Raw genomic sequence first — 23758 nt, forward strand, 5'->3', positions numbered from 1 at the left:
TATCCTCTCTTCGGCCTCTATCGACGGCCAAGGGCTGTTTTCAACATCCCTAAATTTTTCTTGTACAATGTGGTTGTAAGCTCGTACTGAATTTGTGTTTCTGCAACTTTCATCATTTCTTCTTCAAGAATGACGGCATTTCCGGTTGGTGTAACTTCGCTAACATCCTTGTTCACACGCGTTTCATAATTAATGCTTTCCCTCACATGAATATGCGAACCATTAGTCCGATTAATGCGAAAGCGTTGTTCCTCAGGCTTCGCAATCATCTCTTTGAATTCAAGAGGCTTTAGATCTTTGGCGCGGTAGTTTGGCGTATCCGCATTGGCGACATTCTGCGACAACACTTTTTGCCGTGCTGTCAGCCACTTCATGCGTTCCGTTAAGGCCGCGAATAGAGGAATTTTTTCCAAATTCATGATGTAGATCACTTTATCAATGCGGTTTTTCCTGAACGTAGGCTATTCAATGATCGTTAATATTCCGTAAAAATACGAAAGCGAAAGTCAATCAGACATAAAAAAACGCCACCATATTTGGCAGCGTTTTCTTTATCTTTGATTGATGTGCGTATAAGCGTCAGGCCGCTTCCCAGGCTTCCGGTTCATATTTCACTATGCAATCTGCAAATTTTTCGATCATTGGCTCGATGACTTCCTTCGCTGAAACCAGCATATCATCCACATGCAGCGTCGCCTCAACGACAGTGGCACCACTCTCGGTCACTGCTTCCTGAGCGTCCTCTATTACAATTACGGAGCGATCTTCCAACAACTCTGCATCAGCAAGAATTTTCGGTGCATCGTCCAGCAATGCAACAGGTTTGTTATCTTCCATAAATCCACGCATGAAACGAGCCGTTTGAGGATTTGCGATCAATCGGGCAACATGACGTGATCCACCCGGAATAACGACGGCGTCATAGTGGTGGGACATGGATGTAGAAAGATGCGCATTTGCTGGAAAGAAATGTCCCCAACCATTACCATGCCAGCTGTTCACTACACCTTTTTCCGGAGAGACAATTTTGACTTCCGCGCCGGTTGCGACCAGGTTTTTATGTAAACCGGTCATGTGTGATTCTTCAAAGCCGTTGGCAACGAGAATGGCAATTTTTTTACCATTCAACACATTTTCCATATCACTCATATAATCTTCCTTTTCTTTCTCTCAAGCGCGTAACGCGAGTTCAGGACATCTTGAACGCTCAAGCGCTCAACCTCTGGCGACCTCATCATTGGTGAGATGGGTCATTTGTGTCGTTAAAGACATACATTCTAATGCAGCTGTGCAAAGAGGAGCGAAACTCCAATTCTCGATTTGCAATTCGCCGGAGAAATTCTATGGGAAGAATTACATCATCCAGCGAGCGGCAACATAATCTTTCCCTTAAGGACATGCAAGAGGATTTTAGAAACTTTTTATCGCGCTGTGATCACCGTCAATTTTCACTGTTAAACGAGGGTAAATATATTTTAACCATAACCTGGTAGAACAGGATTTCAGCTTTCTTCAGAATGGCCCGCACTATGAGCACAAAAGACCAAAAACCCATACCCGGCGCGACGGATGCAATTGCTGTCGCAATTAATTATGAGGGAACTGGCTCTAATATTCCGAAAGTTTCTGCAACGGGAAAAGGAGCAGTGGCAGAGCAGATCTTGCAATTGGCTTTCGATCATGGTGTAAAGGTGCGTGAAGATTCTGACCTTGCTCAGATCTTGTCAGAAATTGAAGTCGACTGCCCTATTCCATTAGAAGCATTTACTGCGGTTTCAGAAATATTGTCCTATTTGTACCGAAGCCAGAATAAAATGGTGCCGGATCTGAGTTTTGCCGATGATGAATGATACGAATGTTAAGCTGGAAATTTCTGCACTGCAGGCGGATATTTCCCGATACCGCCTGCAAACTCAGGAAGGATCCATGATCGATATCGCAACACTGCCAGAGAGGGTGATGGATATCCACCGCCGAGTACAGATTGCGGCGCCTGAACACAGACCAGAATTATCTTTGCTCCTGACCAACGTTATTGGGGCCTTAGATGAACTCTCCCGCGATGTTCAAACCCAGCATGATCTCGTTACTCGCAATATTGACGTTCTTGAAGGCCCTAGAGCGAAAGAATAGTTTTCAAATTGAGCCGGGGAAGTTAGGGTAGTGTAACCGCTGATCCGTGGGGGCATTCGTTTAGGTAAATAACAAGTAGATGGATCCGTTACAGTATCTAAAATACCTTGTAGGACTATTAATTGTATTGGGGCTTATAGCCCTGGTAACATTGGCAGCCCGAAAATTCGGCATGGTCCCTAAAGCGGACAGAAAGCCCGGAAGCCCGAAAAGGCTTTCAGTTTCCGATGTCATGTCTATTGACGCAAAGCGTCGGCTGGTTCTGGTCAGGCGCGACGATCAAGAGCATTTATTGCTTCTTGGGCCGGAACGTGATCTGGTTGTTGAGCAAAACATCCCTTCTGCAAATATTGAAGCCGAAACGGACGCAAAAGACCCATGATTGAAAAAATGCTAACTAGCCGTTTGTTTCCAGGAAAAGCTCTTTTTCTTACACCCATAATTTTGATATCTGTTCTTTTTTTCCCAGTTGACACTTTTGCTCAATCGCTCTCCCTTGACCTTGGTGACGATGCAGGCCCGTTGACCGGGCGAATTGTCCAGCTTGTGGTTTTGATGACGGTTTTAAGCCTGGCTCCAGCCATTCTGATCGTCACCACTTCCTTTACCCGGCTGATTGTGGTGCTTTCCCTGCTGCGTAGTGCCATCGGAGTTCAGACAACGCCTCCGAATGTTATTATTATTTCCCTCGCCTTGTTCCTAACAGCTTTCATTATGGCTCCTACGTTTGAAAGTGCTTATGAGAGCGGTATTGTCCCGTTGTTGAACGAGGAAATTGATGAAACCCAGGCCTTCGAACGCGTCGCAACACCCTTTAAAGAATTTATGCTCAAGCATGCGCGGGAGAAAGACATCCTTTTGTTTATGGATTTAGGGGCGACTGAAGAGGTGTCGACACCGGAAGAAGTCCCACTCAAGGTATTGATCCCGGCCTTTATGATCAGCGAATTAAAACGGGCCTTTGAAATTGGCTTTCTTCTGTTTGTTCCTTTTGTCGTTATTGATATGGTCGTGGCGTCCATCTTGATGTCCATGGGCATGATGATGTTGCCGCCGGTCATGATCTCCCTCCCCTTTAAGCTTATTTTCTTTGTTCTGGTCGATGGCTGGAATCTGGTAGCTAAAAGCTTGGTGGAGAGTTTTGTCAATGGCGCTACCTAGTCAGCCAAAAAAGAGCCTGGGCTTCCTTCTATTGCTGGTTGGTTTATTTTGCCTTGTCGTATTCTGGGCACTTTTCGACGCGTCAGCCCCAGCCACTTCTCGATCGATTTGGTCTAGCACCGACCCTGCCATCAATGTGACCCATATTTTTGAAGGTGAAATCAATCGGCGGGGCAAACCTGTGGGGTTTCATGTACCGCCGCCGGAAAAAGGCTATCCCCGTTCTCGGATCAAAGAAGTACTGTCAGGCCCAAACAGATCCGGAGTTACCACAGCCATTGTCGAGATTTTCGATACTCAGGAAAATAAATGGAAAGACAAATTCTCCAGTCTGTTTCCAAAACGATTATCGGGCCAAGAAATTATCAGCGCCATTTTGAAAGCGGCATCCCGCAGTGAATTGGGCCAAGGCGCAAAATGGCGCGGGAAATCAGGATATGGTTTCTACATTGAAGGATACCGGTATGAAGATGGGGCTATCAATACGGCTTATCCTTTATATGTTGCGGATTAGAGGACTAAGTCGATGCCAGACATCTCAATAAAAATTGAACCTGAAACCAATTTGATAAAATGTGAAATCACCCCCAAAAACAGCATTTTAGTAGATTTTTTTGAATCTGATATTCAAGGAGATACAGCGTTCATTCATTTCCTTTATCAATCAATCGATAAACTCACAAATGACATATTTGAAATTAACGGCAACGCCCACAATCTCAGCCTTAGCAAGTCTGTATATAAAGTAACACCCTTATACGACACATCGAATACATGGGTTATGGGCCCGATTTCCGATTTTACATTTTTCCTCGCTGAGTGGGAAAAGATACTCTCCTCCCACAAGGCATCTTAACGGATTGTTAATATTTATACCTCTAAAAGATGTATATTAGAAATCATATATTCGTATAAAGTTTATTTAAATTTTTAGCGATAGGAGATGCCTATGTTGTCAATTGCCGGATCTGCTTTAAGCGGACTACATGCAGCGTCAAAAACTGTAGAAGCCTCCGCACGCAATGTCGCCAACTACGGCACGGTTGGTACGCCAGGCGCTGATGGTACTGGCAAATCATATGATGCAGTTGAGGCCATTCAAACAAGCGGCCCCAATGGCGATCCGACTGTGACGATCCGTGAGCGCAATCCTGCAACTGTGATAGCCTACGCCCCGCAAAATCCTCTCGCCAATGAAGAAGGGCTGATTGAAATACCGAATGTCGATCTTGCCGAGGAATTTGTGACACAGAATCTAGCGATGCATAGTTACAAGGCGAACCTCAAAATGTTTGAGATCTGGGACGACATGCAACAAGCCGTTCTTGACATAAAAACCTAGCCGTTTTCCAAGTTACAATTACACAGCTAACGCGTTCGCCAAGCCTGCGTTCGTTTCAATATTCCTTTAGACAGCACCAGATGCACAATCCGGGCGAAGGCATTGGTGTAGAATATCATCATCCCCATTGCTGCAGCTGGCGCGATATCTCCCGCATCATCCATATTCAGAACTGCGACAGACGCGAGTGTTGTATCCGATGAATACAGAAACACGACGGCCGATACCGTCGTCATCGCATTGACGAACAGGTAAATTGCAATATCTAATATCGCCGGTAAGCAAACCGGTACAGTCACGCGGGCAAACAGTTTATAAAAGGGCTGTTTCAAAGAGGACGCAACAGATTCAAACTCCCCATCCATTTGCTTGAGAGCCGTCACTGCAGTCAGATGCGAAACCGTATAGAAATGAGTGACAGTAACGATAACCAATATTGTCATGGTACCGTATATCGCGTTAAGCGGATTATCCGGATTATTGAAAAAGAAAATATAAGCAAGCCCTAGAACCATGCCCGGGATGGCCATTGGAAGCATGGCAAGAAACTGAAACAGTCCGCGCCCAGTGGCAAAACCGCGTGTCTTATCCACCATATAGGCACCTGTAAAGACAACGATGGTGCCAAAAAAAGCGGTCAGCAGGCCGAGCTTTATAGAATTACTATACGCTTCCCAACCGCCGCCATCGGTCAGATCAAAATTATAATTTTTCAGGCTTAAGGAAAGATCGTATGGCCAGAATTTAATCAATGCTGCATATTGGCAAACACCTAAAATTGCCAAAATGAACAGAGCAATCAGGGAACAGTAAGTAAAACAGCCCCAGTCAAACCGTTTGTCCGGTTTCGGCTCATAAACCACTGATCGTGCGGATAGTAGCGCCACCTGCTTCTTCTGCACCTGCCGATCGACGAAAAAAGCCAGAAAAGCTGGCATCAAGAGAACGACAGAAACAACAGCCCCCATCTCAAAATTTTGTTGACCGATAACCTGCTTATAAATATCAACCGCCAGCATATTATATTGACCGCCAATAACTTTCGGCAGGCCAAAATCCGTAATGACAAGGTTAAAGACGACGAAAGCTGCCGAGATCAGTCCATACCGGGCCCCAGGAATTGTAACCGTCCAAAAAGTTTTCCAAGCGCTCGCCCGAAGCGAGACAGCCGCTTCATAAAGCCTCGCATCGGAAATGGCCAAAGCCGTTGTAATAATAATCATTGCATGGGGAAATGTGAAAAAAACGGACCCAAGGACAATGCCGTAAGGTCCATAAATGGATTCCCCCATCATCACCGACTTCAACATGCCCTGATTACCAAACAAATAAACAAGGGCGATACCAGGTAACAGGGATGGTACAAGAATTGGCGCCATCGCAACAAGCTTGAAGGCACCTTTATACTTCATGCAGCTACGGCTTAAGCAATAGGCAAAAGCAAAGGCCAAACTAACGGTAATGACCGTACTGACGATCGAAATAAACAGAGAATTTTGGATAGACCGGAACAGCGACGGAGTTGAAAAATATGTCAGAAAGTTGCTTATGCCGACATCTTTAACCGGCCTTAGAACCACCTTTCTGAAGGTGTTTGAATCAACCTCCTGCCAATCCGTGCCTACTTTTCGTTCCGATCCAATCAGGAAAACGGCGTCGTCAGAAGTCCCTCTTACTTTGTAAAGAACCGGGCTACGAAAACTGAAATCAGGAAATAAGGGTACTAACGACAACCGACCATCTGAACTGGTCGCCATCTCATCCGACGGTATTGCCCCAAGCTTCTGGTTCAGCTCTGCCGCAGATAAAACCGGCCCATCAAAATCGCCGTTTTCGTTGCTGACTTGGATTTCTATTTGCGTCAAATCAAATTGAAATGTCGAGAAAGCCTTTGATAACATTGCATAGAGAGGAAATGCTAATGTAATAATCAAATATAGTGCGATAACTAGTATGAAACCACGCATTAAAACGTCATCGCGCCCGAGCTTAGCGGATAATGGTTTTCCAGAAGGTAGTTTGGCCGAAGCTACTAAAGACATTATTCAGCATCCACAGGATTTTCAAATATTTTCAACCGCTTACTGGGAATTTCTATGACAAGGTCATTCCCTTCAGCTATATCCATTCTTCGAACAGCATTAATGGAAAAATCCGCAATCAGCTCCGCTCCGCCTAAATTGCTGCCCGTCAATCTAGTTCGCCAAAAAGAGCCTAAAAACTCCATTTCACTTATCTGAACATTGAAGGCATTGTCCGGCTCTGCAATCATATCAGGAGCTCCTTCTGATCGGGCACCTGGGCCATGAGGGATAATATCCTCTGGCCGAACAGCGGCGATTACTGATTGACCTGCTGCGAAACCATGATCCGAACATCGAACTGTCAACTCCCCAATATTGACAGACCTGGGGCCTGCTTCCGTCATCGAATGTGTTACGGCCGGAATTTGATTCATCTCGCCGATAAAATCAGCCACAAAAAGTGTTTCAGGTTCCCGGTATATGTCGGTGGGCGTTCCAATTTGCTCGATTACACCATGGTTCATCACCACAATCCGGTCGGCCATTGACAAGGCTTCTTCCTGGTCATGGGTCACCATAACGGTTGTAATACCGAGCTTGCGCTGCAAATCCTTTACCTCATGCCTTAGATGTACCCGCACCTTGGCATCAAGGGCTGACAAGGGCTCGTCGAGAAGCAACAGGCCCGGAGACATGGCAATGGCTCTCGCCAAAGCTATTCGTTGTTGTTGTCCCCCGGAAAGCTGTGCAGGATATTTTTTTCCCTGATCCGGCAGCCCCACCAATTCCAGCAGTTCAGCGACACGGGCCGTAATAGCCGACTTTGCTAAGCCTGAATTCTCTAATCCAAATGCAATATTTTTCTCAATAGTTAGATTGGGAAAAAGCGCATAGGATTGGAAAACAATACCAAAATCCCTTTCAGCTGGCGGTAAAATGGAGATATCTTGTCCAGCCTGAACAATTTCTCCCTTTGTCTGCAAATCCAACCCTGCAATCGCTCGCAATAGCGTGGTTTTCCCGCAGCCTGACGGGCCCAAGAAGCAAACAAATTCACCTTCTTCAATCGTCAGTGAAATATCTTTTAAGGCTAAGAACTCTCCAAACGCTTTCCACAGGCCGGAAATTTTAAGATAGGTTCCCTCATGATCAGGTAAAGCGTTGCTCATCTGCGTCCCCATTGGTCCCGCATCCTCTCACTTCCGAAAAATTCGATTGTTAAAAAAGAAGGCACCGCACAAGCGATGCCTTCCAATATTTTCTAAGGCCAGATTAGCTCTTAGGTTCAGATTTTGAATCGTAGCGCTTCTGCCATTCGGCGAGGATAGCCTTGCGGTTATTCGCCGCAAATTCGAAATCGTTATCAATCATTTTATCCGTGAGATTATCCGGGAAAAACTTGACCGGTTTCGCAACACCTGGATATGCAACAACCGCATAACCGGAGTTATAGAGCATATTCGCATCTTTGGTGATAGACCAATCGACAAGCTTTTTAGCTGCGTCCAGCTTATCGGTTCCAGCCATAATGGCTGTCGCTTCCATATCCCAACCGACACCTTCTTCTGGCACAATAATTTCAAGCGGGGCTCCGGAAGCTTTCGACTTGGCGCCGCGGAAGGCAAAAGAAATACCAATAGGAATTTCACCGGCCGCCGCTAACTTACATGGCTTGGAGCCGGAATGGGTGTAGCGCGCAATATTTTTATGCAAGCCATCCATATATTCCCAGCCGCCCTTTTCACCAAACATCTGCAACCAGCTGGAAACATCCAGGAAGCCGGTTCCGGAAGAGTTCGGGTTTGGCATGATCACATGACCTTTATATTCGGCCTTGGTTAGATCTTTCCAGGTTTTTGGAGGCGTTAGGCCAAGCTTACCAGATTCAACTGTATTGTAACAAACAGCAGCAACCCAGGCATCCATGCCTGTCCATGCGGGTGGGGTACTGTTATCAACAAATTTCGGATCAAGCTTGTCAACTCCAACAGGTGCATATGCTTCGAGCATGCCTTCTGCCTTCATGAGGAGCAAAGACGTCGCCGCCAGGCCCCACACCACGTCAGCTTGTGGATTGTTTTTCTCCGCCAACAGCTTTGCGGTGATAATTCCCGTAGAATCGCGAACCCAGTTAATTTTAATGTCCGGATGTACCTTGTTAAAAGCATCCGCATATCGTTTGAGATCTTCAGCTTCAACTGCAGTATAAACCGTTAGATCTACAGCCATTGCTGTGGAAGTCATGTAGAGGCCGGTAGCCGCTGCCAAAACCAGTTTTGATGTAATCGCCATTTTTTAGTTTCTCCCTGTCTAAAGGATATTTTATCCTTCATTATTAAAGGTATCATCTCAATCGTTAAATGAGAACTCAAACCTCTAGTATTTATATTGCACTTATATGACGGATAGACGAAATCTATTATACTTATAAATACATAACATGAGATTATATAACCTTGGATAAAACTAATATACCAGAAGCGACGATTACTGCCGAAATTATACGTATCTTCCAGGGGCGCTCCTGAAACCAGATAATACCAATCAAAGCGGCAATAACGACACTCGACTCTCGTACGGCAGACACCGCTCCTAAGGGAGCGATTGATTTTGCATAGATTGCCAGACCGTACGCCCCCGCAGATGCAAGCCCACCGACAAGGCCGACAGACCATATGGTTCGAGATCTAAGCCGTAGCTGAAACCGTCGTCTGTGGAAGACAAATCCGGCGACAATAATCTCTAGAAAAAACAACCACCCAATATAGCCAAGGGGACTTGAAGATGCCCGTACGCCCATTCCATCGATTACGGTGTAACTGGCAATAAAGACGCCAGTAGCCAGAGCGGAAATCAAAGCATTTGGATGAACAGAGCCCAATCCAGATTTAAGAGACGGCATGACCACGCCCAGGGAAACTAACCCTATGCCGACCCATCCTATTACCGGCAAGGTTTCTCCCGCAAATATCTGAGCACCAAGGGTCACTAAAACCGGCGCTATCCCTCTGGAAATGGGATAAACGTGAGATAAATCGCCGAACCGATAAGATCGGAGCAGGAATATATAATAGAAAAAATGAATAAATGTAGATGCCGCGATAAATGGCCAACTTTCCACCATCGGAGGCAAAAACAGAAATATCATCACGGCACCCACAATTGCGTGGGCAAGGGAAATCAACCCTAGAACCAGCGTACTATCGGTTGAGCCCTTGATCAGTGCATTCCAAAAGGCATGGAGGAAAGCAGCACCAAGCACCAGGTAAAGTGCTGTTTCTGCTTGCTCCCCCATCAAAACCCTTCCGGTCGGCTACATTGACATAAACTTCCGTAAAACGGCGCTAGCGAACTGGCCACGGTAATGAATAAGTCTTCACGTTCGTAAAGAATTTCATTGCCTCCAGAACACCTTCTTTAACACCATTCCCTGAATCCTTGATACCGCCAAAAGGAGACATCTCGATACGATAGCCCGGTTGTTCCCAAACATTCACCGTGCCCACATCAAGACCATCTATAAAACTGGTAATCCGGTCCAGGTTATTTGTACAAACACCTGCGGATAATCCAAAAGGTGTCGAATTCGAAATTTTCATCAGCGCTATATCGTCATTGGGAACCCGCACTATGGGAATGACCGGGCCAAATGTCTCTTCATAAACGAGCTCACTATCATGGGGAACGTGATCAACAACGATCGGCGGCAGTAACGCTCCCTTCCGGCCCGGATGATATAGAATTTTCGCGCCTTGTTTTTCCGCGGCATATACCCGGTTCTCGAACGTTTCCGCAGCTTGTTCATGGACAACGCAACCGAGTTGTGTTTCCGGATCCTGAGGGTCGCCAAATTTAATCTTCTTGGCCCGCTCCAAAATCAGCGGAACCAACTTGTCTGCAACATTTTCCTGGACCAGTATCCGCTTGATTGCAGTACATCTTTGACCGGAATTGCCGGTCGCCCCTGCAACGGCTATATCTGCAGCCTTAACAAGATCCTCATCGCTTAAGTCATCCAGAACTATAAACGGATCATTCCCCCCCAGTTCCAGCGCTGTCCGTTTGTAACCGGCTTTATCGGCTATCATCTTGCCAACCGGCACACCGCCGGTAAATGTGATGATATCAATATGATCATTCGTGATCATCTCATCACCGATTTCCTGAGGTAATCCAGTTACGATCTGGAACATTTCGGGAGGCAGACCCGCTTCATAGAGAATATCAGCCAGGGTAATTGCTGTCAGGGGTGTTAATTCTGTCGGTTTGCACACAACGCAATTATTTGTGGCAATTGCCGGTGCAATTTTGTGAGCCACCATATTCAGTGGATGGTTGAAAGGTGTAATTGCGGAAATGACATTTACCGGCTCACGTTTCGTATAAATCTTTCGTTCCTTGCCATGGGGCGTCAGGTCGCAAGAAAAAATCTGTCCATCATCCAGAATGGCAAGCTGACCGGCAAGTGTGAACACATCGTAGGAACGGCCGGCTTCATACAAAGCGTGTTGTTTGCAAATACCCAATTCCAAAGTCAATGTTTCGGCAATTTGCTCCTTGCGATCGCGGATCAGTTCTGCTGCCTTAAACAGAATTTGCTGACGCTCATACCGGGAAAGCTTGGGCTTATAGCTTGCAGCAATGTCAAACGCCTGCCTGGCATGCTCCGCAGTCCCTGCCGGCACCGTACCAATAACTTCATTGGTATAGGGGTAACGCACTTCAATGACTTTTTCTGTCGTTACTTTCTGCCCACCAATGCGCATGGCTTCATGGCGCAGGGTGAATTTTGTTTTCGTTTCTGACATGGGTTTATTCTCGCTAAAGGTACATTAAAGGGCAGCTGCCTTAGCAACATAGAAATAAGCGTCGAAATTCCGCAATTCCGGTGCATTGGGCATATCCGGCAGAACACGGTTTACAATGAACGGTACGGTTTGCTCTGTTAATCCACCATGAGACCGCAACGGAACTTCCAGAGCCGTCAAATCATGGCGATTGGCATTGGTCCCCAGTACCTTATTCTCCGTGGAGATTATAACCACATCCCCTACCCGATCTTCTGGCAGTTCAAATCGGCTACAGGCGTCTTTATTGTTTAAGACAACCTCAACACCCTCTAACGCGGAAAGGCGTTCTATAACTTCAGATTCCGCTACTTTTTCCGTAAGATATGCAGTTGCAAAAGATCCCAGCGCACCATGATGGACGACATAAGGGTCTGTTATGGGCAGAATGACACGTGCTGCACCTTCACCATACCATTCGTCCATTTGATCTTGCAGATAGATAACATCCGGAGTTCCGTCCGCTTTATGCTTTGGCTTCATGCCGTGATCACCGGTAATGATAATGGCAGCCCCCAATTCGTCCAGCTCCGTGAGATACCGGTCAAACATTTCATAAAATGAATTGGCTTGCTCAGCACCTGGCTCGGATTTATGCTGAACATAATCCGTTGTCGTCAGATACATAATATCCGGCTTGAAGCTTTTCAGGAGTTTGACTCCAGCTGCAAAAACATACTCGGATAGTTCAGCGGAATAAACACTTGGAACCGGCAGCCCCAATTGCTCAGAGGCATTATCGATCCCATGCTCCGCTAACGTAGTTGTGTCCGATTTCTCGGTTGAAAAACAAAGGGCCCGCCCTTCATCAAACTTCAGGCCATGCCCCAGCAATGCCCGCAATTTATCTTTTGCCGTAACAATGGCGACCTTACATCCCGCGTCATAATAAGTTTTGAAAATTGTCGGAACCCGCAAGAAGCGCGGATCATTCATCATCACTTCCTCTTTCGTATCCGGATCAAGAAGAAAGTTGCCACAGATCCCATGGACAGCCGGGGGCTGGCCCGTTGCAATCGACATATTGTTAGGGTTGGTAAAGCTCGGAACCACACTATGCGCCAGATGCATGGTCCCCGTATCCCTGATACGTTTCATTGTCGGCATCAGGCCAGCTTCAATAGCTTTTTCAATATATGCTGGTTCGCATCCATCCAAACAAATTGCAACCGCAGTTGTTTTAGGCATGGGATAGGAACGACCGTTGACGGTGATCCCGTTTGCAAGGGCTTCACTCATTTTAATAAACTCCAATAAATATTCAGTTAGGCAGCCAGTTTTGCACGTTCGATAAGAGCCGCCTCAGGCGGAAGTGCACTGTCTACTTTCATTTCAGCTAGTGTTTCCTTGGCTGCCAGAACAACCTGACGCATGACATTTTCATCCATACGCCCAATACAGCCCACGCGGAAGCTATCAACAACTGTTAGCTTTCCAGGGTAAATAATAAATCCTCGTGCCTTCATCAGATCATAGAATTTCGTAAATTCAAAGTTCGGATGGGATGGATTGAAGAACGTCACAATAATGGGAGAAAGCCAGCGGTCCTTCAGCAAGGTTTCAAAACCCAGTTCCCGCATTCCCGCCACCATGATATCGCGGTTTTGAGTATAACGTGCTAACCGGCCCGGTGCGCCGCCTTCCAGCTTATGAGTTTTCAGCGCCTCCATAAATGCTGCGACAACATGCGTTGGCGGCGTAAACCGCCATTGACCGGTTTTCTGAAAATTTCGCCATTGTTGATGTATGTCCAAGCTTAACGAGTGACTGCTACCTTCAGCATTTTCCAGCTCTGACTTTCTGGCGATGACAAAGCCAAACCCCGGGACACCTTCAATACATTTATTAGCAGACGACACCATCGCTTCGTATCGCGTCTTATTTACGTCCAGGGGCAGCGCCCCAAAGGCACTCATAGAATCAACGAGCAGCTTGCGTCCTTCTGCATAGACGACATCGGATATTTCTTGAATTGGGTTGAGAATTCCAGAACTGGTTTCACAGTGAACGGCAATCACGTGGCTTATGGCTGGATCCTCCCGCAAAATGGCTTCAATTTCGTCGCCGCGCGGAGGCATGTAATCCCCTTTATCAAGGACAATATAATCCCTGTTTAAGTAACTTATGGTTTCAGCCACACGCTTGCCATATGCACCGTTAATCAAAACCAGGGTCTTACTGTCCTTTGGCAAAAAAGAGCCGAGCATGGCTTCAACAGAAAATGTGCCACTTCCCTGCATGGGAACGCATTCAAATTCTCCATTTTTATCGTTTGCAATTTCAAGAAGATGCCGACACATCTGCGCAGTCATTGATCGAAAATCACTGTCCCAGGACCCCCAGTCTTTTAGCATGGCCCTTTTCACCTCAGCAGAAGTCGTCAAGGGCCCAGGTGTTAGCAAATAGGGTTCACCCAATTCAGGCGTCGGAAAAGGTGTAGGCGTTATGTCGGTTTGCTCAGTCATTTTATGCAATTCCCTTGATATACTGTCGGAGGGTGCCAAACTTGATGAGGAATTTAGGCTTAAGAAAACTATTTGTGAAATCGTTATTTTAGATTATGGTATCGATTGTAGTTATGAAACAGGATTACTAGTCCAATGCGCTATGTTCAACTTCGAGCATTTCACCATGTTGCAATCCATGGCGGGTTTTCACGCGCCGCTGATGCTCTTTGTTTAACGCAACCGGCAATTTCCGATCAGGTTCGAAAATTGGAAGAAGAATATGACGTTTTGTTATTCGACCGCCGGAAAAAACAAATCACCGTTACTGATTTCGGTCGAAAGCTATTAGAAATTACACATCGAATGTTTGAAATCGAGCATCAGGCAAGCGAACTTCTTTCCGAATCTCGCATTCTTGGAGCTGGTACACTTCGTGTAATGGCCGATTCAGCCCACCATCTCCACCCTATATTGGGGCCGTTTCGCGCAAAATACCCCGGCGTCTTCATTTCGGTCAAAACCGGAAACTCCGAAGAAATCGTCTCGAAACTTTTTAGTTATGAAGCCGATGTCGGAATTCTTGGTGAAGTCCCAACCAACAGGGAATTCAATATCGTGAAACTGTCTTCAACTCCGATTATTGCCTTCGCGGCCAAAGGTCATGCACTGGACGGCGCTGCCTCTGTATCGATTAAGCAACTGGCGGAACAGCCTTTAGTGCTTCGCGAACAAGGCTCGAAAACTCGTTCAAAATTCGAAGAGATTGGTGCAGATGCGGGTATCGAACTTAAAGCATCCATTGAGGCAGAAGGACGTGAAGCAATCCGGGAAATTGTTGCCAGCGGTGCAGGTATAGGTATCGTCGCCGAAGCAGAATTCGGCTACGACGAGCGACTTTTCAAAATTCCTATATCCGGCTGTAAACCCTTGATGGAGGAAGCCTTGATTTGCCTCCGGGATCGAAGTAATAGCAAGCTGGTCAGTGCATTTATGAAAATGGCAAGTGAGCTGACCCACCTTCCTTGAATGACAGATTAAGGACGGTCAACAACCCGCTGGATCATCGGCGCAAAATAAGCGAATGACTCTGTCTTTTTACCCGGCACTTTCGCCTCGTCATCCCATTTTCGAACCTGGACGATAGCCTCGATATCTTTATTTTGCGCAAACTTCTCTGCAGCTTCAGCCGTCAAGGGGCCGCCTTGTAATTTGAGGCTAAGGACCGACGCGTCCGACAATGTTGAAAAATAGTCTGGATCCACGGCACATAAATACCGCTTTGCCGAAACATGATGACGGATACAATCTGTTACAATGTTGGGGAAAAACTTGGCAACAACTGCGGCACCGGCACGATCATGATGACTATCTATGCCCAACTCAGCAGCATTATCCGGAAATTCATTGGTAAAATGCCCGATATCATGCAAGAGCGCCGCAACGATAATTTCCTCTGGCGCGCCTGCTTCTTCGGCAAGATGACCAGATTGATACATATGTTCAGATATACTGACCTCTTCTCCAAGATATTCTTCCGCCCCGCGCCGGGCAAAAATATCGGCAATAAAATCTACAATATTGTCCTTGTCGAGTTTTGAAAAATCAGGTGTCGTCATAATTCTATCTCCATGATGCTGCTTTCCATCGCAGCCAGTGTTGAAAGCATTCCATCTTTATCCGGGTAGCATCCTTGAAGCCAGCGGCTCCCTTCCCCGGAATAAGCGCTTCGGGAGTGTAATACACGGGTATTATCGACTATAAAGCACTCGCCGGGTGACAATTTAAAACGGACGGCCATGCTAGGATCACTAACAATGGCACTTAAACGGCGGTACGCTTTGTAATAGTCAGACATTAAGTCAAATGGTACATCTACGATTGGCGCTGTTGAGCGATTATTGAACCTGATCCCGATAAGTTCTCCGTCGGGCTGGAGATCGATCATCGGCTTCCTCGCAGTTAAATTTACGTTCGCTTCTCCGGAATATTCATATCGAGCACAATAACGTGCCAGTAAATCGAAAGACTTCGGAGATTCTTCTTGCAATCGTCTAACCGCTCGAAAGCCATCAACCACCATGGAATCTCCACCTTCTGCAGAATTTTCAAGGCAATAGAGGATTTGCATTGTCGGCACCGGATCGCGATAGGGATTATCAGTATGGGCCTGCAGGCCAGCGCCGGTATAAGCAAGGTTTGTCGGATTCACTTCTGTACGAACTTCAAACCACTTCCCGTAATTGGTTTCTCGGACAAATCCAAACAATTCAGCAATGTCAACCAATGCACCGCTCTCGATCGGACAGCCGGTCATTTTTGCGAAACCATACCGGCGTATATGGGAAAGCCAGCGCCCAAGCGCCTTCTGATCCTGAATTACAGATTTATAACTGGCCGATGGAACATTGGAGGACATGCTGCCATCCCATGTTTTGATCTTGCTATCTAGCCATCCTGTTGAGGGCGCATCGTATTTATCGTATGAATGCTGCAACAGCCAGTCGAGGCTATAGGTGACGATTTTATTCTCCGGCTCAAAGGTAAGATTAAGGCTATCCGGAAGGATCAAGTCAATCGCCGAAACACGTGTATCTTCTGGTATATCGATCAGAGTAATCAAACGCTGGCCATTCTGCTGCGATCGCGTTGCAGGATCCGGTGCATTATCCCGCAACCAAATGGCATGAAAGCGATCTTGTGTTCCATCTGGAAAACTCAATGCAACAATAGAACCTTGTTCTTCCACTGACGCCGAACAATAATTAGTCATAACCAGACTCCTATTTGATCTCAGATCATCTCTACCCTTTTACGCGCCCCGATGTCGGATCGTAAAGCGGTTTTATGTGAACGTTACATGTCACTCTTTTTTGCGCGACATCAAGTTCATACGATCCGTTCAAAATGAAATCATCATCCACACCTCCAGGGTGCCGAACATATCCGATCCCAATGGATTTTCCGATTGTATGACCATATCCACCACTCGAAAGCCAACCTACTCGTTCGCCGTTACGATATATGGTTTCACGGCCAAGCAAGACAATATCCTCATCATCTACGGTAAAGCAGGCCAACTTCTTTTTCATGCCCGTAGTTTTTTGGGCTTCCAAAGCTTTACGGCCTTTGAAATCAACATTGCCTTTCAGTTTCACTGCCCAGTCCAACCCAGCTTCAAATGGTGTGTGGTCCGGACCAATATCACTTCCCCAGGCCCGATATCCTTTTTCAAGGCGACAACTCTCAATGGTACGATATCCTGCATTCAATAATCCCCACTCTCTTCCGGCGCTCAGCAATCTATCGTAAACTTTGGCGGCCGCTTCAATCGGAATATGTAGCTCCCATCCCAACTCCCCGACATAGGTAATCCGCAACGCCCGGACGGCCGCACCAGAGACCTCAATTTCCTGCCAAGTTCCAAACTTGAAGGCCGTATCAGATACATCAGAAGACGAAACTGATTGCAAAATTTTACGCGCATTGGGTCCCATCAGTGACAGCACCGCATAAGACGGCGAGACATCTTCGAGAACCGCATCGCAATCAGCCGGAATATTTCGGCGGATCCAGTCAAAATCATGTGTAACAAATCCAGTTCCCGTAACGATGTAATACTCATTCTCCATGATCCGTGCACAGGTTAAGTCGCACTCAATCCCTCCACGGTCATTGAGCATTTGGGTGTAAATGAGAGATCCCACTGGTTTCGCGACGTTATTCGCCGCAATCCAGCTTAAAGCAGCTTCTGCATCCGGCCCTTTCAGGGAAAACTTGGCAAATGAGGTTTGATCGAAAAGCGCCGCTGTTTGCCGGACAGCAGCATGTTCCCGGGCAACGGCACTGAACCAGTTTTGACGATTAAAGCTATATACATCTTCAGCCACTTCGCCTGCTGAAATATCTGCAAACCAGTTCGGTCGCTCCCACCCCATTTTTTCGCCAAAACAGGCTCCTTGTTCTTTCAACCTTTCATATAGCGGTGAAGTCCGGTTGGGTCGTCCAGAACCATGTTCTTCATTTGGCCAAGCCATTGTATAATGTTTGCCATAAGCTTCTACTGTTCGTGTTCTTACCCAATCAGTGTCGAAATGCGTATGTCCAAAGCGACGAATGTCGGCTCCCCAAAGATCATATGGTGGCTCCCCCTTATCTATCCATTCCGCAAGGGCCATACCGGCACCTCCACCGGCCGCAATTCCGAAGGCATTAAATCCGGCGCCAACGAAGAAATTCGCGAGTTCCGGAGCCTCTCCAATTATGAAATTTCCATCAGGTGTGAAACTCTCTGGCCCGTTGACAAGCTCTTTGATACCGGCTGTTTGCAGCGCAGGAACACGGCCCAGCGCCAGTTCCATCATTGGCTCAAAATGATCAAAATCTGAATCCAGCAATGAAAAATGAAAATCCTCTGGAATGCCGTCAGTTGCCCAAGGGATAGGGTTGGGTTCGTATCCCCCCATGACCAAACCACCGACTTCCTCTTTATAATATGTGAGGCGATCGGGATCCCGCAATGTCGGTAAATTCCGGGGAACTTCATCGATTGTATCAGTAATCAGATATTGATGCTGCATAGACACCAGCGGTACGTTTACGCCAAATCGTCTAGAAAATTCCCGGGTCCATTGGCCTGCGCAACACACCACAACTTCACATTCAATAATCCCTCTGTTTGTTATCACAGATTTGATTTTCCCATTTTCGACAACCAGGTCTTTTACCTTGGTATCTTCGAAAATACGCGTTCCTGCCATCCGCGCTCCCCTGGCAAGGGCCTGCGTGATATCTGACGGATTAGCCTGGCCATCTGTTGGTAAGAAGGCGGCTCCGACAACATCATCTATCGTCATTATCGGCCACAGGTCCTGGGCTTCCTTGGGTGTTAGCAGTTGCATATCCAGGCCAAAGGAATGGGCCGTTGTCGCTTGCCGCTTAACCTCCTCCCAACGTTCTTCATTGCACGCGAGCCGAAGGCCGCCATGCATTTTCCACCCTGTGGCCAATCCGGTTTCTTCTTCCAGGCGCGTATATAAATCAACAGAATATCCAAGCATCTCTGTGATATTAGCGCTCGATCGCAATTGCCCGACTAACCCGGCCGCATGAAAAGTAGTGCCGGAGGTAAGTTTATTTTGCTCCAACAAAACCGTATCCGTCCAGCCAAGCTTTGCTAGATGATAGGCAGTTGAACATCCAACGATACCGCCACCAATCACGACTGCCTTCGCTGTTCCGGGAAATTCATTCGCCATTATTTGAACATCCTTGCAAATTCCTGATACGCGGTTTCAAACGCCATCAAACTAGCCTGTGTATAATCTCTGTAATCAAAATCCAGTGTTGAGTAGCTTTCCGAAACCATACTCCACATCACCTCTCGCAATAGCGACGCAACTTTAACTGCTTCATATCTTTTCCAGAGACCTTCAGTGACCTGTGTGTCAAAATAGGCTTCCAGGACAAATCTCTGCTGTTCTTCAGAAAGCTGACTGTTAGAGGCCATACCTCCAAGATCGAAAAGTGGTGTATTAAATCCCGCATAATCCCAATCAATAAGCCAAAGGCGATCACCATCATCAAGGAAATTCGCCGGCAGCAAATCATTATGCCCAAAGACGATATCGTACGGGCCGGATATTTTTTCCAGTTCTGAGGCGATCCTCAGATATTCCGGTAAGTTACCTACAAACGGACTTTCCGCAGCTTCCAAGGATCGAGCGTAATCCCGAAGAACATGGAACACCCAAAATATCTTTGCTGGCCCCTTAAAATATTGTGGAACGCGTTGATGGCAGGCCTTGATCAAGGGAACAATTTGCTCCAGCATTACCGGGCTTCGAATATCCTCTGCGGTTAGCGTCTTGCTTTCGATATAATCAAGAACAAGTACTCCCGGCTCATGATAGCGAACAGCCGGCGAGATGCCTGCAGCGTGGGCTGCTTCACTAGCCGAGAACTCATTTGACCGCGACACATGATGTACAGCTATGTCATCACCAAGGCGCACCACAAATCTCTTATCGCCATCCGATACGAGAAAATTTTCGTTGGTCATGCCGCCTGAAAGCGGCTCTACAGTGATTTCACCTGACCAAAAAGAAAGCTCCTGAATTTTTTCTTCAACGATGACGCACTACCCCACCTTCAATGGCAACATGATAGAGTGTTTCCAATCTAACATAAGCAATCCTAGCCTCATCTTAAATCAACATATATTCAACATAAATCAACTAAAATGTTCAAAAATCCTCATAAAAGCCGCAAACATGAACTTGATAACCAAAAAAATTCTCTAGAGATCCATGGCACCCACATCAATTCTATTTTTATGCTCTTCGCAAATTGAGTATGGATATTAGGAATACTTGCCGGCACGATCTGCCAAGAACCGTTTAAATTCCGGATTTTCCAATAATAGTTCACGTCCCGTCTGTATAAGCTTCTCGACTTGCTCTTCGGTCAACGAAAAATTTGTCGGTATCTTGTTAATGTTCAGGAACCTCGGAATGTCACTTCTTCTTCTTTGCAGCGACTTAAATTGGACTTTTACAAAATAAGATGATGCGATTCTTTCCGGTGTTGACGTCTCATCCACCCATTTTTTCAGGCTCGTTTCCATTAAATCAAAGGTCGCGCGATTATATAGTTGAAGCTGTACATCGGTCGCTGCCGAAATGACTTCAGCGACTGAAGGCTGTATACTTTTGTCGGTCATATTTTCAACGTTTTTGGTTGATGCATCGACAGAAATAACCATGATTTGACGGGCTGGTTTTCCCTGTAAAACTCTGCGAGCTGCGTTTGCGCCGCCAATTGCTTCGACAATTTCCAGTCCTGCGCGCAGTCCCAAATTATCGGTAATTCCACCGTCAACGAAATGGATATACTGTGTTTCCGCCTTTTTATCGATATAGACCTGAAGTTCTTTTAGGGCTTCCAAAACCTGATCATTCGGACGATCTCTGAATTTAAGAATTTCAATGAAAGCCGGATCATTCGGCTTGCAACTTTTCGGGAAAGTTTCGACAACGACGGGATTAAACAGAACCGGCACAGCCGAAGAAGCAGCTACCGCACGAGCCACAGGAAAGGTCGAAAGGTCGGAACAAAGGAGATCGAAATACTCCTGAAGAAATGAAAAACGAATACCGTTTCCAAGATCCGTCGCATTAATAATTATCAAAGGTGCATCCGGTCTATTCATATCTGCGAAAGTTTTACCGTGAAACATATACTTTTCATAAATATCAATGGCTAATTCGGTTCGACCTGCGGACCCAAACCAGAAAAAAGGATTCAGGGCATTAAGAATAATTTCACTATCTATATCTCTCAGCAGAAAATCTGTTTTAAAGTCCTCAAAAATACGATCTCCATACAAACCATAATACGCGGAAGTAAAGCTGCCACCGGACACCGACGTGATAACCTGCACCTCATCTAAAAGATTACGCCGGGGTTTCTGCCCCTCATTAACTGAAATTTCGCGCAAAGCTTCCATAACGCCGTAAGCGAGAGCAGCAGCTCTAGTCCCCCCGCCTGAGAAGGCCAGGATAATTTTGGCATCCGTACCATCATTTTTTATTTTTTTGAGAGAATAGGATTGGTGGGATAAATTTTGGCTTAGCGGCTTGTTCTCTATCACCCCATAAGATGCACAACCAGTTAGGATTGCTGCGACAGCAATAAGAAAATTGAATTTAAAAAACCGTTCTTTAAGTAATACGCCACTCATTTTTTTGGCCTTCAAACTTTGATACAAAATTGGAGCGAGAAACCTACCCGAGCCTGTAGATCAGTATACTAAGCCAAAGTATTTCATTTACCCAGACGCCCGGAATGGATTTTTCGAGTATTCGTTACTATGCACTTCATTCAAATGCAGTAACGGTAATAAGACGGCCATTTCGCACGGCTACAACCAATATTGTTCAAATTCCTGCTGCCTTATGACTGAACCTGCTCTATTCCCAGTCCTGGCTCGTTGACTTTAAAGTATATCAATACCAAGATCATCAAATGAAGTGGAATGAATACTAAGTATCCAGTGATATGGAAGGTTTATGTATGTCCATAAGGTTTTTGTTCAAATGGTCAAATTTGATGATGTTCGCGGTAATTCTGGTGCCCGCTGTTGGCCACGCGGCAGACAATTCAGCCCCTTCGCCTAAGTTAGTCTTGCAAATCACCGTGGATCAGCTTCGCGGTGACTTGCCGACTCGCTATTTCGGTCGACTGGGCGACGGCGGTCTCAGGTATCTGCTCGATAACGGAACGGTTTATACCAATGCCCATCACCAGCATGCCAATACTGAAACCATTGTCGGGCACACCACCCTGGCGACCGGAGCCGACCCGTCCCGTCATGGCATGATCGGCAATGTCTGGCTTGACCGGATTACCGGAGAGCTCACGTATAACGTGGAGGATGCCCGCTACCCCATCCTCAGTGAAGGTGCCGGGGTCGATAAAAAAACTGAAATAGATCCAACCCAGCGCACCGCCCGCTCCGATGGTCGTTCGCCGTCCAGAATACTGGTCTCTACCTACAGCGACGAGCTGAAATTAAACCGTGGCGGCAGGTCAAAAATATTTGGTGTTTCAGTGAAAGACCGCGGGGCCATTTCCATGGCGGGTCATACGGGCAAAGCCTTCTGGTTTTCCAAGCAGCTGGGTCAATTTATTACCAGCCAATATTATTACGAAGACTACCCGGACTGGGTCCGTGCCTTTAACGCGGCAGATCCCACGGCCCGTTATGTGGGGCAGGACTGGGTGCTTATGCATGATCCAGCAACGTATCTTTTCGGTGCCTATGATGACCGGGCATATGAGACCTCCTTACCGGGTTTTGGGCGGACATTTCCCCATCCCTATGGCCAACGGGACGGCAAATATTTTACCACCTTCCTGACCCTCAGTCCTGCCGGCGACGAAATAACCCTCGATTTTGCCAAGAAGCTCCTGAAAAATGAGGCCCTTGGCAAAGGCGATGTAACCGATTACCTGTCGGTGAGTTTTTCCTCAACAGATTATGTCGGACATATTTTCGGCCCCTCCAGCCTGGAAGCCGAGGACAATGTCCTCAGGCTCGATCGCACTTTGGCAGATCTGTTAAGTTATGTGGACACGGAAATTGGTCTTGAGAATACCCTGATTGTTTTATCCGCAGATCACGGCGGACCGGAAGCACCGGGTTATCTCAACGAGTTGGGAATTGAGGCCACATATATCGATCCCGCCGAATTTGATAAATCCAGTGCGATTGCAGCCCTAAAAAAGCGCTTTGGCATTGGCGAAGAGCTAATCTCCACCTATTTCCATCCCTATCTCTATCTCAACCGGAACGCCATTGCCGAAAGGGAGCTGGATCTGGCTGTGGTCGAAGCCGCTGTCGCTGAGGAGATTTCAAAATTTGATGGCGTTACCGCCGCAGTATCCAGCAGTGCCTTGCGATCCGGTCAATTGCCCGATACACCTATTATGCGGTCGATTTTGAGAAACTATAATGCCAACCGGTCCGGCGATATCTATGTCGTGTTTGACCCCAATCGTTTTATTAATGATTTTGATGGCCTTGTTGTCGCCGCCAGTCACGGCTCTCCTTGGCGATATGATACTTATGTTCCGATCATTTTCGTCGGCAAAGATATCCCTGCACAAAAAATAAATCGGCTAGTCCATACCGTGAGTATTGCACCGACACTTGCCTTATTAACCGGAACAAAACCTCCATCAGGATCTTTCGCCAAGCCCCTTTTTGAAGTCATCAATTAGAAATTAATCAGGCAAAAGAATAGC

At 46.6% G+C, this 23758-nt stretch carries 23 protein-coding genes; 9 read left to right on the forward strand and 14 right to left on the reverse strand.

Annotation, left to right across the window (positions count from 1 at the left end; translation table 11 throughout):
* Positions 1-17: 17 nt before the first annotated feature.
* Both flgB and NBZ79_RS11370 read right to left on the reverse strand, forming a co-directional pair.
* Positions 18-419 (reverse strand): flagellar basal body rod protein FlgB, encoded by a 402-nt coding sequence (gene flgB / locus NBZ79_RS11365; RefSeq protein WP_251932546.1) that lies wholly within the window; start codon positions 417-419, stop codon positions 18-20.
* Positions 420-579: 160 nt separating this feature from the next.
* Positions 580-1149, reverse strand: a complete 570-nt coding sequence (locus NBZ79_RS11370) for a DJ-1/PfpI family protein (RefSeq protein ID WP_251932547.1) — start codon at positions 1147-1149, stop codon at positions 580-582.
* 380 nt (positions 1150-1529) lie between these two features.
* Here NBZ79_RS11370 and NBZ79_RS11375 point away from each other — a divergent pair, with 380 nt between their 5' ends.
* The 7 genes from NBZ79_RS11375 (at position 1530) to NBZ79_RS11405 (ending at position 4636) form a co-directional block, all read left to right on the forward strand.
* Entirely contained in the window at positions 1530-1850 is a 321-nt protein-coding gene (locus NBZ79_RS11375) for an EscU/YscU/HrcU family type III secretion system export apparatus switch protein (RefSeq protein ID WP_251932548.1), read from the forward strand.
* A complete protein-coding gene (locus NBZ79_RS11380) occupies positions 1840-2133 on the forward strand; it encodes a hypothetical protein (RefSeq protein ID WP_251932549.1) in 294 nt (97 codons plus the stop codon). The genes NBZ79_RS11375 and NBZ79_RS11380 overlap by 11 nt, the downstream gene beginning before the upstream one ends.
* Before the next feature lie 79 nt (positions 2134-2212).
* Positions 2213-2515, forward strand: coding sequence for a flagellar biosynthetic protein FliO (locus tag NBZ79_RS11385; protein ID WP_251932550.1), 303 nt, complete (start codon positions 2213-2215; stop codon positions 2513-2515).
* 8 nt (positions 2516-2523) lie between these two features.
* Complete coding sequence (fliP, locus tag NBZ79_RS11390) at positions 2524-3294, forward strand: flagellar type III secretion system pore protein FliP (protein WP_251932551.1); 771 nt, start codon at positions 2524-2526, stop codon at positions 3292-3294.
* The gene (locus NBZ79_RS11395; protein ID WP_251932552.1) at positions 3281-3808 is read left to right on the forward strand and encodes an EndoU domain-containing protein; all 528 of its coding nucleotides are present in this window, start codon (positions 3281-3283) and stop codon (positions 3806-3808) included. The genes fliP and NBZ79_RS11395 overlap by 14 nt, the downstream gene beginning before the upstream one ends.
* Before the next feature lie 12 nt (positions 3809-3820).
* The gene (locus tag NBZ79_RS11400; RefSeq protein ID WP_251932553.1) at positions 3821-4150 is read left to right on the forward strand and encodes a hypothetical protein; all 330 of its coding nucleotides are present in this window, start codon (positions 3821-3823) and stop codon (positions 4148-4150) included.
* Between the two features lie 93 nt (positions 4151-4243).
* Positions 4244-4636, forward strand: coding sequence for a flagellar basal body rod protein FlgC (locus NBZ79_RS11405; protein WP_251932554.1), 393 nt, complete (start codon positions 4244-4246; stop codon positions 4634-4636).
* Positions 4637-4662: 26 nt separating this feature from the next.
* On the opposite strand, the gene NBZ79_RS11410 is transcribed toward NBZ79_RS11405, so the two are convergent.
* From NBZ79_RS11410 to NBZ79_RS11440, 7 genes are all read right to left on the reverse strand, one after another.
* The gene (locus NBZ79_RS11410; RefSeq protein WP_251932555.1) at positions 4663-6678 is read right to left on the reverse strand and encodes a putative 2-aminoethylphosphonate ABC transporter permease subunit; all 2016 of its coding nucleotides are present in this window, start codon (positions 6676-6678) and stop codon (positions 4663-4665) included.
* On the reverse strand, positions 6678-7829 hold the full coding sequence (locus tag NBZ79_RS11415; RefSeq protein WP_251932556.1) for a putative 2-aminoethylphosphonate ABC transporter ATP-binding protein: 1152 nt from the start codon (positions 7827-7829) through the stop codon (positions 6678-6680). Before NBZ79_RS11415 ends, NBZ79_RS11410 begins: the two co-directional genes overlap by 1 nt.
* Positions 7830-7932: 103 nt before the next feature.
* A complete protein-coding gene (locus NBZ79_RS11420) occupies positions 7933-8952 on the reverse strand; it encodes a putative 2-aminoethylphosphonate ABC transporter substrate-binding protein (RefSeq protein ID WP_251932557.1) in 1020 nt (339 codons plus the stop codon).
* 154 nt (positions 8953-9106) lie between these two features.
* Positions 9107-9955 (reverse strand): EamA family transporter, encoded by an 849-nt coding sequence (locus NBZ79_RS11425; protein ID WP_251932558.1) that lies wholly within the window; start codon positions 9953-9955, stop codon positions 9107-9109.
* A gap of 49 nt (positions 9956-10004) precedes the next feature.
* Entirely contained in the window at positions 10005-11468 is a 1464-nt protein-coding gene (phnY, locus tag NBZ79_RS11430) for a phosphonoacetaldehyde dehydrogenase (RefSeq protein ID WP_251932559.1), read from the reverse strand.
* 24 nt (positions 11469-11492) lie between these two features.
* Positions 11493-12746 (reverse strand): phosphonoacetate hydrolase, encoded by a 1254-nt coding sequence (gene phnA, locus NBZ79_RS11435; RefSeq protein ID WP_251932560.1) that lies wholly within the window; start codon positions 12744-12746, stop codon positions 11493-11495.
* A 26-nt stretch (positions 12747-12772) separates the two neighbouring features.
* Complete coding sequence (locus tag NBZ79_RS11440) at positions 12773-13972, reverse strand: 2-aminoethylphosphonate--pyruvate transaminase (RefSeq protein WP_251932561.1); 1200 nt, start codon at positions 13970-13972, stop codon at positions 12773-12775.
* Positions 13973-14107: 135 nt separating this feature from the next.
* Between NBZ79_RS11440 and NBZ79_RS11445 the strand changes: the two genes are divergently transcribed.
* Positions 14108-14980 carry a LysR substrate-binding domain-containing protein gene (locus NBZ79_RS11445; protein WP_251932562.1) on the forward strand — a complete coding sequence of 291 codons (873 nt, stop codon included), beginning with the start codon at positions 14108-14110 and terminating at the stop codon, positions 14978-14980.
* Positions 14981-14988: 8 nt separating this feature from the next.
* Here the strand turns inward: NBZ79_RS11445 and tmpB are convergent, their stop codons facing one another.
* The 5 genes from tmpB to NBZ79_RS11470 all read right to left on the reverse strand — a co-directional run bounded on the left by tmpB (position 14989) and on the right by NBZ79_RS11470 (position 21707).
* A complete protein-coding gene (gene tmpB / locus NBZ79_RS11450) occupies positions 14989-15570 on the reverse strand; it encodes a (R)-1-hydroxy-2-trimethylaminoethylphosphonate oxygenase (protein WP_251932563.1) in 582 nt (193 codons plus the stop codon).
* Complete coding sequence (gene tmpA, locus NBZ79_RS11455; protein WP_251932564.1) at positions 15567-16724, reverse strand: 2-trimethylaminoethylphosphonate dioxygenase; 1158 nt, start codon at positions 16722-16724, stop codon at positions 15567-15569. Before tmpA ends, tmpB begins: the two co-directional genes overlap by 4 nt.
* Positions 16725-16755: 31 nt before the next feature.
* Complete coding sequence (locus tag NBZ79_RS11460) at positions 16756-19209, reverse strand: GcvT family protein (protein WP_251932565.1); 2454 nt, start codon at positions 19207-19209, stop codon at positions 16756-16758.
* Positions 19209-20012: a phosphotransferase gene (locus NBZ79_RS11465; protein WP_251932566.1), complete on the reverse strand. Its 804-nt coding sequence runs from the start codon at positions 20010-20012 to the stop codon at positions 19209-19211. Before NBZ79_RS11465 ends, NBZ79_RS11460 begins: the two co-directional genes overlap by 1 nt.
* Positions 20013-20312: 300 nt before the next feature.
* The gene (locus NBZ79_RS11470; RefSeq protein ID WP_251932567.1) at positions 20313-21707 is read right to left on the reverse strand and encodes a patatin-like phospholipase family protein; all 1395 of its coding nucleotides are present in this window, start codon (positions 21705-21707) and stop codon (positions 20313-20315) included.
* Positions 21708-22024: 317 nt separating this feature from the next.
* Between NBZ79_RS11470 and NBZ79_RS11475 the strand changes: the two genes are divergently transcribed.
* Positions 22025-23734, forward strand: coding sequence for an alkaline phosphatase family protein (locus NBZ79_RS11475; protein ID WP_251932568.1), 1710 nt, complete (start codon positions 22025-22027; stop codon positions 23732-23734).
* The last annotated feature ends 24 nt before the right edge of the window (positions 23735-23758 follow it).

This window comes from Sneathiella marina (assembly GCF_023746535.1).
Taxonomy (GTDB): domain Bacteria; phylum Pseudomonadota; class Alphaproteobacteria; order Sneathiellales; family Sneathiellaceae; genus Sneathiella; species Sneathiella marina.